Below are 12,513 nucleotides of genomic sequence, written 5' to 3'. Positions count from 1 at the left end.
AAATAGTAATATGATTACACAAAAAAACATTTAAATTATAATATTCAGATTTAAAACACAAAAAGAAAGTGAAGATTTTACATCCCCACCATAAAAAGCTGTTTTATACATAGACGAAAGAGCTAATCACAAATGATGAGCTCTTTGTTTACTTTATCCTTCAATTGTAACCCCAGTAAACATTGATAAGTTTCCCGTTATTTTCTCACCTACACGTAAAAATAAGCCTGCTGCTCTTCCGCTTATACAGTGAGAGCCAATTAATAGTTTACCAGTATATGGACCATCCCATGTGTCAATGGTATAGTCAGGCATTTCTATGTATTGCTGGTATATCTTCCTTTGTTCAAAGTAATACTCTGTTTTATCTTCAGCTAATAATTCATCATTTTCGTATATAGATACTCCGCCACCTTCACGACCAAATACAGGTTTGGAAACGTATGATTCATGTCTTTCTAGAAATCGCTTATTTGAAAAATATGTTGGTAGAAAGTATTTATAAATAATGTCTTGCTCTTCTTCTGTAAAGAAAACACTTTCTTCATAAAGCTTCCAAATTAGTGCGAGTACACTTTTGTTTTGCATAACAAATGCGGCTGGCGGATTAATAATTTTCACTCTTTCTTGCGCAATATGATCTAAAAATTGTAAACCAATCCTTTTTCCATTCTTATCAACGTCCGTTACTAAATACTCTATTGGATACAGTCTATATAAATATTTTATTTTTTCTCCACTCGGCGTATATATACCATCTTCCGCAACGACAATGTCTTGTATTCCTACATAGTCCGTTGACTGATTTAAGCAATACGTTCTTAAAAACTGAACCGTTTGACTATCTTCATCGTGCCAATCATAACTAGTAAAATATATCGTCTCTTCAGGGCCTATATGATAGTCATGTTTAATTTGTTCCCATGCCTGCACAATATGCTCTTCTATATGGTTTGGGTGATTTACATCATGATAACGGCATAACACTTCATTTGCGACAGACGGTTCTAAATAGCCTGTTGGCGTATCACAATTTACTTCTATTAATTTTATATCGTCACCATTTACGATAAAATCAAACCTTGTAAAATATGAAAATAAACCATTATGTTTCATTCTCGCCATTTCCCACGCTTCAGCTGGGAATCCAAGTTTTTGAAAATCTTCTGTCGTATTTACAATATATTGATACGTTCTATATAACACATACATGATTTCTTCTGTCGCTTTTGAGATAGCAGTATAAGTTTTTGCTGGCATGCGATACATCCCTGTTGCCATATATTGATTCCATTCTTCATTCTCTAACAGACTAGGCCAAGTGAAACCATTCCTACTAGCCTCTTCTGCAAGTGAAAACCATACTTTCATATACTCTTCTTGCTCTCGTTCTGTATACATTACTCCATTACCCTTTCGTTTTAGGATCCTGCTGGCGCTTTTGCGTTTCCAATTCCACTTGAACCAGAGTTTACTTTCGGTGTTTGCGTAGTAGATGATTTTGGCGTATTTGTATCTGGTGTTACTTTATTGGATGGATTTGGCTGCTGTTTATTTAAATCTACTTTATTGGAAGTATTATTGTTACCGTTAGAACCACCAGTATAACCACCGCTACTACCGCCACCTGTTCTACGCTCATCTTTTTCACGATATGGAATAACATTATTTGCATACGGTTTCTTCATTAAATTTGGTTTTGCTGTATAATTCATATTTGAAGTTCTACTCGCTAATAAATATCCTGCTACAAATGGAAGTATCGGTAAATGAGAGTTTTCATGATAAGATGAAAATGACGGATTATTTTCCTTGCATAACTCATCTTTCTCTACATTTTCATTGGTTGGGGCTTTATCATCACAATTTAATGTTTCTTGTTCATTTCTTTGTTTTGCACCATCTGTTTTAACAGCTGTACTTTCTTGCTGAGCAGTTTCTTCTTCATAATCACCACAACCTGTTAATAAAAAAGATGACACCCCTATTGAAGTAGCTATTTTTATAAACTTACTTTTCTCCATTCTCACGTGTTATACACCTATCTTCTTTTATCTATATTTTTCCAGATACCTATATTATATAATGAAATTATTATTTTTTTCAAACTATATTCAATATGTACAATTATATATTTTCATGCTATTTTTCCATGTAACAATGAAATCTTTCTATCCCTGGATATTTTTCTCCTAAACTTTTAACTTGAAAACCAATTCTTTTATAAAATTCTACCGCCCCATCGTCTGTCTCCGCTTCTATATAAGTCAATTGGTATACTCTTACAATCTCTTTAATCATTTGTAGTGCTATTCCTTTTTGACGATAATCTGGAGCCACTGCTATATGACATATTCGTGCTTTAGTTTCTCCGATTATTTCAATACCTAGACAAGCTTTTTCTTCATATTTGTACAAAGTCCCTTTATTACTTTGATAAAATATTATTGCCTTCTTTAAGCTTATTTCATTTGGACCGACGGCATATTGTAGCACATTTAATATTGAATCTTTTTCAATTTGTTCAACGCGATGTATATTCATACTTTCATCCCTTTCTATGAAAAAAAGACTAACTCTTAATAAAAAGAGCTAATCTCATTACGCCGTTATTTTTTCTTCTTTTTTTACAACGACAGCCACATAACTATGAAGTATCATTCCAATAATAACGAGACTCATACCAATCCAAGATAATGATGACGGAATTGGTGCAGATAACCAGATCAGCTCTCCTACTAGCGCAAATAAAACTTCACCAGACTGCGTCGCTTCCACTGTTGCTAATTTTTGCGGATCATCTTTCACAAGATCTGTTGCAAAGAAAAATAATACTGTCGCGATTAACCCAGAGCTAACTGCTACAATAAAACATTGAAAAACTTGGCTACTTGACGGTAATCCGCCTGTTGATACTTCGTAACCAGATAATAAAAACCAAAATGGTAAACTTGCTAATGTCATACCGAGTACTCGCTGAAATACATCTAATTCCCCTTTACAAACTTGCATCATTTTTCTATTTCCAAGAGGATACGCAAATGCTGCAATAAGTACAGGAACTACACATAAAACGGTTTCACGAATACCTAATGAAGAAGCATGTTCTGCTTGCATGAGAACAACACCGAATAAAATAATGCCCGACATAACTAATTCCTTCATCGGAAGTTTTTTATGTAGTGGATCCACCGCAAAAAATGGTGTTAACAAAATCCCTGCAACGATTGTAATTTGCCATGTTGATGCAACAAGCCAACCTGGTCCGAACGCTCCAGCAAAACTAAGCGGTGCATAAAAGAGACCAAATCCAACGATACTCCACACTAACCATTCTTTCGGATTGTTTTTCATATATTGAAAGAGTTGCTTTAAGTTCCCTCTATACATAACAATAAGTAATAGCATTGGAACCATAAAATAATACCGTAATGATGCACTCCAAATCCAGCTTCCACCTTCTAAGTCCATTGCCCTGTTTAAAACAAAAGTAAAGGCAAAGAAAAATGATGCCAGTATCCCTATAACAATTGCTTTCATTGTAAAACCCCTTGTATTTAATTTTTTATCTCTATGACATATATTTTAGTATACGCGATGAAAAATCTACATACAAACTTACATTTCACTTTGGGATGATGAAGGAATTGTAGTAGATTTACATGGGAATAAAGTGCATTGGTATGAAATCGAGGCCATTACATATCAAAATTTTCAAGGGTCAAAATCTACTTTAATCTCGACCCACTATACTCACCATGAAAATATACACATCCGCTATAAAAGATGGCTACCAACTATTGCACATTCAATTTACTGGTTTTCTATTGAGAAACCAAAAGATTATCATAAAAATTTAATGATAGCTTGGGAAGAAAAGCGAACGAATAAAAACAAACGCCTCCTTTAATTATTATTTAGGGGCGTTCGTTCATTCAAAAATTAAAGAATATGTAGTTTATATTCTCTGTATAATTTCTTCAATCGATTTATATGGGCTTGATGATACCGATTATGATCTGCTATATGCCATATTCCCCATCTTATTGTCGCAGTTTCCCCTTTTTCATACAAAACTTCCCGCATTAAATCAGTTTCTGTTAGTGTCATACATTCTTCATAAAACAATTTTTGCACTGCTTCATAATCTTGCATTAACTCTTGCAATGTGTTTTTTCTTAAACTTGGTAATTCTCCTACTTCATTTAACATAGGACCATATTTATTTTCAAATGCTGGCGGAACATCTTCTCCCTTGAAACGATACACCCAATGTAAATCAACAACTGCTAAATGCTGAAGTAACTGCCCAATACTATTTTCATTATTTTCAGACCCTTTATAGGATAGTTCGTTCTCTTCAGTACCTTCGACTAACCTTTGCAATCTATTAAACGTATCAGCAACCGTCGCATACAAAATCGCTACTTGAGGGTCCATATTTCTTTCTAAATAGAGATCTTTCATACAAAACTTCCTCTCTTAAAAGAACAACACCATATGTTCATCATCACTATACACACCATTCATTTTTATAGCCCTTTTTTCAATTCCGTATGTTTTAAATCCCATTGATTCATATAATCGTTTGGCTGGTTCGTTCGTTGACACAACCCCTAAATTCAATTGCTCTAGCTTCATCTCTTTTGCCCTTTCAATTGCTTTACGTATTAAATCACGTGCAAGACCACTTCTTCGATTTTCAGTATCTACATACATTGCAACGATATGTCCTTTATGCTTATATGCGTCTTTTTCTTCTGTTAATAAAGTAACAACCCCAACTAAACGATTTTCATTATTAAAAGCACCAAATGTAAAACTACTATTGGATGAAAGATTACTAGCAACTCGTTCAAGAGGATTTTCTTGACGTACCGCTTCTTCATAAGTCGTTATAAATGCTTCTGGATTTACTTGTAATGCTTGTAAACGTAACTCCCAATATTGTTTTGCATCCGCTTTTGTAAGTAATCGAATCATTTTATCTTCCCCTTTTTAATTTACATAATATTTTTATAGTCTACTTTTTTGATTCATACTCTTCTTTTAATATACTGTAACGATTGCGATGAATGAACTTCCCCTGTCTCAATCGATCATTTCTCATTAACCCTTCGCATACAAATCCGGCACTTTCATAACTCTTTTTAGCTTTTGTATTATCTTCATCTACACGTAACCAAATTTTCTCCAATTCAAACTGAGAAAAACCTATTTGTAACATGCTGTTTAGAGCTGCCATTCCAAATCCTTTACCCCAATAGTCTTTATTTCCAATCGCAATTCCTAGTTCAGCATTTTTATTTGTTTTATCAAAATTTTTAAGGTCTACCCATCCAATATGTATACCTGCCTCAGTAACGATTGCCCTTTGTTCATAACCATTTTTTCGGCTTATACAAGCTTCAATCCAGTTTCTCGTATCTCCACGAGTGAACGGAGGATATTGATCTGGTACGACTAAATGCTTTGTTACATCTCTATCTAATGACCATTGATAGCGATCTTCTACATCATCTAGTGTCAATTCTCTTAATTGAACATATGGTACATTCATTTTTCTCTCCCCTTTTTATTTACCAATAGAAAATCCTTCGAACACTCTTCCACCATACTGTTCTAACGTCTTTTCTATAAAATGAATTAATTCATTTTTCTCTCCCGTTTTATAAAAATGATCAAAAGCGACTACAAATTTGTTTGCATATTGCTCATCATATCTTCTTAGCACTCTAATAAACCATTTTGAACTCCCAAGCCACTTACCATTTACTCTTAATACATATTCATGTACTAAATCCGCTAATAAATTAGCGATAAACAATTCTTCTTCTCTTTTTGTTGCACCAATAAAGTCATCTAAAGTATCCGTAATAAAATATCGCTTCTGCTTAATCGTTTCTTCGGTCCATTTAGCTGGTCCTTTATGTAGTAAATCATTCGCTTCTTTTTTTAATTTCTCAATAATTTCCTTTTCCCCTTTTAATGCAATCCCTTCTGAAACTAATTGTGGTAACGACGGTCTCCCTCGATCACAATCCATTTTGAAAAAGGTTTTATATGTTTCAAAATTATGAACAAACACCTCAACAGGCCATCCATTACTATAGAAAGATTCCCTATAGCAAGAAGTTAAACTTTGGTCAACTATTACAATATCAAGGTCAGATGTTTTTGTCGCTTCTCCTCGTACAACGCTTCCGCCGAGTAAAGCTACATCACAATTCGGAAATTGTGATATAATTATGTTTTGTGCTGCTTCAATTGGTTTCATAACTGTTCCTCTTTTCTTATTTCACTTTCTTTTTTCGGCTCTTTCTCTCGCTTTTTTTATATAGCTTTCTGCATCTGGTGTTTTACATGACGTTGCACCGTGATCAACCTCTACTTTTCCAATTTCACGTGCAATTTCAATCGCTTGTCGCTCTAAGTCTTCATTACGAATTCCTATTGCGATTAAAGCACTATTCATCGCTTCTTTTTTTCTATTTTTTTCATTATGTATATTTTCTTTAATCTCTTCTAAGTACGGAGAGAAGAAATCATCATGTAACGTTTTATTTTTAATCGCTATATTTGCTAATAAAGACCAGCCAGCTCTTCCAATCCATTCATCATTAGACTTTGTCCACTCTTCCATTCTTTCTATTGCAATTGGCGAAGTACATATAGATTTCATAAGAACATCCATCAAACAGTAATAATCAACATCCTGAATCAAACTATTAAGCTGTTCTGTCGTTATTTTTTTCGGGTCTAAAATATAAGTTGCTAATGTCATTGCGTCCATATTTTTCGTTTCCCACAATCCAACTGCTAAATCATGATCTTTTTTTATCTTCTTTTTTAACAATTTTAAATTCGCAAAACTAACTCCAAATAACGGCTCTTTCGCTCCGTGGTTTTTATACGTTTTTCGATTTTGTTCTGTTCCATATTCCTCTAGTTGCTGCATTACTTCCTCAAGTAACATATACCCACCTCTTTATCTTTTATGTTGACTGTATATATGTATGTACGATATATTCTACATTACTTTTTGGTTTTCCTATATTTATTTTGAAAGTACGGTATGTGAAATTTCTAAACATCGCACAGCTACACCATCAAAAAACTGTATGTTTAACATGTACAGTTTTTTGATGGTAACAATTTTCCGTAGAATAAAATATTTTGTTTTTCGTCCGCTTCTTGTAAATATTTATTAATCATTCCAAGTGCTGCCCTATCCTTAATTGATCCTGTAGGGTTATGCCATTCACATTTAGCATAGATAGAAAGGTTCTTCGTTTCTTCGCATTCTAATTTAATGAGAGGTGTATTCCCGACATTTTTAGAAAACTCATACAAATGTTTTAATGTCATACTTCTATACCTCCTGCATAAATGATATTGATTACATTTATTCTTAACCAAAATACTTTCTACATTTTAATAATTCTCTCAATAAGATTTTCTTATATAAAAATCCCTACAAACGCTGTAGGGATTTATGTCTAAATCATTTTGCTACACTCTATTTCATATGAAAATAGTTTCCTTATTCAGATGCATTCATAAGCACAATTCTCCAACCATCTGGATCCTCTATTGTGGTTCCTTTCTCTATCCAATACGGGTTTTCTGGTTCCACCTCATGATAGCCCATATTACTTAATCGATTCACTATCTTTTCAATTTCATCTTTATTAGGCATATAAAAAACTAGTAAATTATCTTTTGTCGGTGCCGGACATGGACTTCCATTAACATGTGTAGTAAACTCCAAATGATACTCTTCATCTGGTAATCCAAACATAACCCCGTCATATCCTTCATGATTGTGAAATTCCCCTATACGTTTTAGTCCTAATCCTGTTTCATAAAAACTGATCACTTCTTCAAATTTATCTGTTGGTCTTGCAATTCTAAATTGAACCCAATTCTTCATGCAATTCTCCTCCTTTTCATTTTTCAAAGCTTTATAGTAATTAGTATAAGTTACATATATTCCCTTTAACATCCCTCATTAGTGTGAGCTTCCTAAGTTGAAAGACCTATTAGTTAATAAACAATAGGACTTTAGTATAAATTGCTATTTTGCATTGTTTCTAATGTTATCCATGACTGCCCAATTTGATTAACATATGGCCTTTCCTCATTACAAATTTTACAGCGAGAAGGTGCTTCTTCATTTTCGGAATACTGTACTTCACATGTAGTGCCAATATAATTATTCATATTCCCGCTCCTTTTTTCATGTAATTGTTTCTTTATCAATATTTTAATAAAAATCAAAATATTCGAATCAATATTTGGAACGAAAACGAAGTGATACGAAAGTATGATTTGGTGATTGAAAGTTTAAATAATAAAGTTTCAATTCATTCTATTTTTCAAAACTGCAATTGATATAAAATCTTGCATACTTTTGAGTAAACTTTTTTACACTTGTAAAAAAGTTTTTTTGCATTTCCCTACCTATAATTGCTAATATAGTAGAGTAGAACTTTTATAGAGAGAAGGAAAATTATGCACAATGGAATTCGAATGACAACTTTAGTAAAAAGGGCTATGTTAGTTTGTGCGGGGGTATTATTCACATACGAAGTGGCTTTTGGATCAGTACATACTGCTCTAGCTAGTACAGAGGATGAAGCAAAATCTGTTCAACTTGTAAGTGAGATTCAAACATCTCTTGCTCCGAAAGAAGCTCCAAAACATTATAACGGGCAAGTTAGAAAAGTCGCTTATTTAACATTTGATGACGGTCCTGGAAAATACACAGCTGAGCTTTTAGATATGTTAAAGAAAGAAAATGCAAAAGCAACATTCTTCCTAATTGGTTCAAACGTAAAAGCTTTCCCTGATCTTGTAAAACGCGAAGATGCTGAAGGCCACTACGTTGGGATGCACAGTATGACTCATAACTACAAGAAACTTTACACTGAAGGTCATTACGTAGATGAAATGAAGGAAGACCAAGGCTTAATCGCTGGTGTTTTAGGTAAATCACCAGTATTAACTCGTCCATCTTACGGCTCTATGCCAGGATTAAACGAAGCTCTTCGCAACAAAGTTGTAGACAATGGCTTAAAAGTTTGGGATTGGACAATTGATTCTTTAGACTGGAAATATAACAAAATGCAAGTTGATGCTGCATCTGCTAAAATTGTAGAAAACGTGTTACATGGTGCTACAAATCCAACAGAAGTTATCCTTATGCATGATATTCATCCACAATCAGTAAAAGCAGTTCCTGGAATTATTAAAGGACTGAAAGAAAAAGGATATGAATTAGAAGCATATAATGAGAACGAACACTTCCCATTAAACTTCTGGCATGATAATCGTATGTAATGAAAAGACTTGATTCCCTCTAGTAGGTTATCAAGTCTTTTTTATCGTTTTTAGAATTTCCTTATAGAGAAAACCTATACACGCTTGCACCATATCAATAGTATACGTCCCTTTCCTTTTATCAAATAAATTTAACTTTGAAATATCACATGCTATCTTTAACCTAGTTTAAATAAGTAGATGTTATATAATCGTATTTATAGTGCAAACTGAAGAAGCTTGGAATCAATTTAAGAAAGAAACGTGATAAGTAAAAAACTACAAAAGCGACTTATCCAAAATAAAAACATACAGTCAAAAAAGAATTGAATATACAATTTCAATCCTTTTTTTATATTATCAACACTTTAGCACATATTACTCTTAAGGAGTGATATGTATATGGATTTTCTTTCATCTGAATATTTGTCTGCCTTGCTTGCCATTATTGTAATCGATTTAGTGTTAGCCGGAGATAACGCCATTGTAATTGGATTAGCAGCAAGAAGATTACCGAAAGACCAACAAAAGAAAGTTATCATTTGGGGAACCATTGGAGCAATCGCTATTAGGGCCCTCGCTACCTTAGTTGTCGTTTGGTTATTAAAAATACCTGGATTACTCCTAATTGGTGGTGTACTTCTTATTTGGATCGCTTACAAGCTGATCGCTGAGGGCAAAAACCATGATATTAAAGCCGAAGAAGGATTTTGGTCTGCTATTAAAACCATTATTATTGCTGATGCGTTAATGGGCATTGATAATGTACTCGCTGTTGCAGGAGCTGCCCATGGTAACTTTTCTTTAGTAATCATCGGACTATTAGTGTCTATTCCAGTAGTCGTATGGGGCAGTACATTAATTTTAAAATGGGTGGATCGTTTTCCTGTCATCATTACGATCGGAGCAGCCGTTTTAGCTTATACTGCCGCGAAAATGATTGTAGATGAGAAGTGGTTCGCTGGATTTTTCGAAAGTAACCCTTTCGTTAAATGGGCATTTATCATTATTATCATCGTCAGTGTAGTTTTCTTCGGAAAGGCAAAACAAAAAGCAACAGCTGGTTCTGTCTCATAATGATGGTATATTTACAAATAAAAGGCGCTATTCATATGAATAGCGCCTTTTATTATTTAGCTTCCCCTTCCGGAGTCGTTTTTACCTTTGTTTTGTTTTTATCACGGTTGTTATAGTTATACTTCGAACGATCTACTGGAGTGAATCCTTCCGGTGTGTAGAATCGTAATAAGTCACCATTTACGACTTGGTCAGAGTATTTTAGTGAGTTTTGAACCATTTGTTCATTTTTCTTTATTTCATCTGTAAATTCTACAGGTTTTCCAGTAGTTGTATCATAGTATTTGCCGTTTAGTGCAGTAACTGTTGGGCTTACGTAGTTACCGTTACGGAACGCAACGACTTGTTTATGATCTGGTGATAATAAATCAGAACCGAATTGAACATAATTCTTTGTATCTGTACCTAGTAAGTGTAATAGCGTTGGAAGAACGTCAATTTCACCACCGTATTGATGTTGTACGCCACCTTTCACTCCTGGTACACGAACGATTAATGGTACACGTTGTAACTGTGCATTTTCAAATGAGTTCATTTCTTTACCCATTACTTTTGACATTGCTGCATTATGATTATCTGAAATACCGTAATGGTCTCCGTACATAACAATAATTGAGTTATCATATAAACCAGATTGTTTCAAGTAATCGATGAAGCCTTTTACAGATTCATCTAAATAGCGTGCTGTTTGGAAGTACGTATCTACTGATGAATCACCTGTTGTTGCTGGTTCAATCGTTGCTTCTGCCTTATCGATTGGATAAGGGAAATGGTTCGATAACGTAATAAACTTTGTATAGAACGGTTGTTTCAACGTTTGTAATAACGGAATAGATTCATTAAAGAACGGTTTATCTTTTAATCCGTAGTTTACTACGTCTTTTTCATTCATATCGTAGTATGACGCATCAAAGAATTTATTAAAACCAAATGATTTATAAATATCGTCACGGTTCCAGAATGTTTTGTAGTTACCGTGGAATACTGCTGATGTGTATCCTTGTTGTCCTAAAATAGCTGGTGCTGATTGATACGTATTATGAGATTTCGTTGTAAAGACAGAACCTTGCGGTAAGCCAAACATTGAATTCTCTAACATAAACTCCGCATCAGATGTTTTCCCTTGTCCTGTTTGATGGAAGAAGTTATCAAAGTATAGTGTATTCGCATCTTTTGTAAATGAGTTTAAGAACGGTGTAACTTCTTGACCATTTAATTTGTAATCAATTAAGAAGTTTTGGAATGACTCTAAATGAATGTAAATTACGTTCATTCCCTTTCCTTTACCGAAATACTCAGGATTTGGACTTGCATAAGTTGATGTTAAATAATTTCGTACTTCTGTCATATTATCGCCATCCGCTAATGCTCGTTCTGTTGATGCTTTCGCACTTTGAATTCCATCATAAATTGTGTAGTTGTATGCACCTAAATATTTCACAATATAATTACGGTCAAACGTTCTTGTTAATAATTCAGGACGGTCAGACTCTGCAAGACCTAAGTTAACACTGAATAATAAAATACCTACTACAAATACTAGAGATAATTTATGCTTCGCAACACGAATTGGTTTTGGATTTGCAAATTTTGTTGCGACTAACACAATTAATATAATCGTGTCTAAGAAGTATAATGGATCATAAAGATGTAGCAACGCAAGAATACTACCACCTAAATCTCCAAAGTTATTCGTTTGTGTTAATGTCGGGAACGTAATAAAGTCACTGAAAAAGCGATAGTATACTACGTTTGCGTATAAAAGAATCGACAATAACAAATTAATGATAATTAACCAAATATAAGATCGTTTCCCTTTTGCAAATAATGCAAGTCCTAAAAATAGAACTGCTGAACTAAGCGGGTTAAAAAACAGCAAGAATTTTTGGATTGTGTTTGAAATTCCTAAATTGAATTCCGTTACATAAGCTGCATATGTTTTGAGCCACAATAAAATAACGGCAAACAGAAAGAATCCAAAATGATTGCTTAACACACTTTTGCTCTTTAATAAGAACTGTTTCATTTCTCCACCTCTTTTGATCATCCAAGGCTTATTTTTTATAAGTCTGTCTCTCTATTCAAATTTTCTTCTTCAAATAGATTATCTTTATT

The 12,513-nt window shown here is 33.7% G+C and carries 13 protein-coding genes and 2 pseudogenes; 2 read left to right on the top strand and 13 right to left on the bottom strand.

Annotated elements, in window-relative coordinates; genetic code table 11:
* Positions 1–153: 153 nt before the first annotated feature.
* From GBN78_RS25075 to GBN78_RS25015, 12 genes and pseudogenes are all read right to left on the bottom strand, one after another.
* Entirely contained in the window at positions 154–1,401 is a 1,248-nt protein-coding gene (locus tag GBN78_RS25075) for a glutathionylspermidine synthase family protein (RefSeq protein ID WP_000287883.1), read from the bottom strand.
* Positions 1,402–1,421: 20 nt separating this feature from the next.
* Positions 1,422–2,030 (bottom strand): hypothetical protein, encoded by a 609-nt coding sequence (locus GBN78_RS25070; protein WP_001242222.1) that lies wholly within the window; start codon positions 2,028–2,030, stop codon positions 1,422–1,424.
* A 112-nt stretch (positions 2,031–2,142) separates the two neighbouring features.
* Positions 2,143–2,544, bottom strand: coding sequence for a GNAT family N-acetyltransferase (locus GBN78_RS25065; RefSeq protein ID WP_001020845.1), 402 nt, complete (start codon positions 2,542–2,544; stop codon positions 2,143–2,145).
* 57 nt (positions 2,545–2,601) lie between these two features.
* Positions 2,602–3,540, bottom strand: a complete 939-nt coding sequence (locus GBN78_RS25060) for a DMT family transporter (RefSeq protein ID WP_000644587.1) — start codon at positions 3,538–3,540, stop codon at positions 2,602–2,604.
* A gap of 402 nt (positions 3,541–3,942) precedes the next feature.
* Positions 3,943–4,467, bottom strand: a complete 525-nt coding sequence (locus tag GBN78_RS25050; protein ID WP_000654220.1) for a DinB family protein — start codon at positions 4,465–4,467, stop codon at positions 3,943–3,945.
* A gap of 15 nt (positions 4,468–4,482) precedes the next feature.
* Entirely contained in the window at positions 4,483–4,983 is a 501-nt protein-coding gene (locus GBN78_RS25045; protein ID WP_000620317.1) for a GNAT family N-acetyltransferase, read from the bottom strand.
* A gap of 40 nt (positions 4,984–5,023) precedes the next feature.
* Positions 5,024–5,560, bottom strand: coding sequence for a GNAT family N-acetyltransferase (locus GBN78_RS25040; RefSeq protein WP_001102495.1), 537 nt, complete (start codon positions 5,558–5,560; stop codon positions 5,024–5,026).
* 15 nt (positions 5,561–5,575) lie between these two features.
* Positions 5,576–6,277 (bottom strand): nucleotidyltransferase domain-containing protein, encoded by a 702-nt coding sequence (locus GBN78_RS25035; RefSeq protein WP_098299694.1) that lies wholly within the window; start codon positions 6,275–6,277, stop codon positions 5,576–5,578.
* 21 nt (positions 6,278–6,298) lie between these two features.
* Positions 6,299–6,976 carry a DNA alkylation repair protein gene (locus tag GBN78_RS25030; protein WP_098299692.1) on the bottom strand — a complete coding sequence of 226 codons (678 nt, stop codon included), beginning with the start codon at positions 6,974–6,976 and terminating at the stop codon, positions 6,299–6,301.
* Positions 6,977–7,128: 152 nt separating this feature from the next.
* Positions 7,129–7,368 (bottom strand): annotated as a pseudogene (locus GBN78_RS25025) (pyridoxal-phosphate dependent enzyme); the annotation flags it as partial.
* Between the two features lie 175 nt (positions 7,369–7,543).
* Positions 7,544–7,933 (bottom strand): VOC family protein, encoded by a 390-nt coding sequence (locus GBN78_RS25020; RefSeq protein WP_000800670.1) that lies wholly within the window; start codon positions 7,931–7,933, stop codon positions 7,544–7,546.
* A 134-nt stretch (positions 7,934–8,067) separates the two neighbouring features.
* Positions 8,068–8,223: pseudogene (locus GBN78_RS25015) on the bottom strand (hydrolase); the annotation flags it as partial.
* Between the two features lie 291 nt (positions 8,224–8,514).
* Between GBN78_RS25015 and GBN78_RS25010 the strand changes: the two are divergent.
* Both GBN78_RS25010 and GBN78_RS25005 read left to right on the top strand, forming a co-directional pair.
* Positions 8,515–9,342, top strand: coding sequence for a peptidoglycan-N-acetylglucosamine deacetylase (locus GBN78_RS25010; protein ID WP_098299691.1), 828 nt, complete (start codon positions 8,515–8,517; stop codon positions 9,340–9,342).
* Between the two features lie 381 nt (positions 9,343–9,723).
* Positions 9,724–10,398, top strand: coding sequence for a TerC family protein (locus GBN78_RS25005; RefSeq protein WP_000346956.1), 675 nt, complete (start codon positions 9,724–9,726; stop codon positions 10,396–10,398).
* A gap of 52 nt (positions 10,399–10,450) precedes the next feature.
* On the opposite strand, the gene ltaS is transcribed toward GBN78_RS25005, so the two are convergent.
* A complete protein-coding gene (ltaS, locus tag GBN78_RS25000; RefSeq protein ID WP_000808774.1) occupies positions 10,451–12,424 on the bottom strand; it encodes a lipoteichoic acid synthase in 1,974 nt (657 codons plus the stop codon).
* Positions 12,425–12,513 lie beyond the last annotated feature (89 nt).

The sequence above is a fragment of the Bacillus sp. B2-WWTP-C-10-Post-4 genome (assembly GCF_009183805.1).
GTDB lineage: Bacteria > Bacillota > Bacilli > Bacillales > Bacillaceae_G > Bacillus_A > Bacillus_A cereus.
Note: the sequence above shows the minus strand (reverse complement) of the source record. Positions and strands in the feature narration are given on the sequence as shown.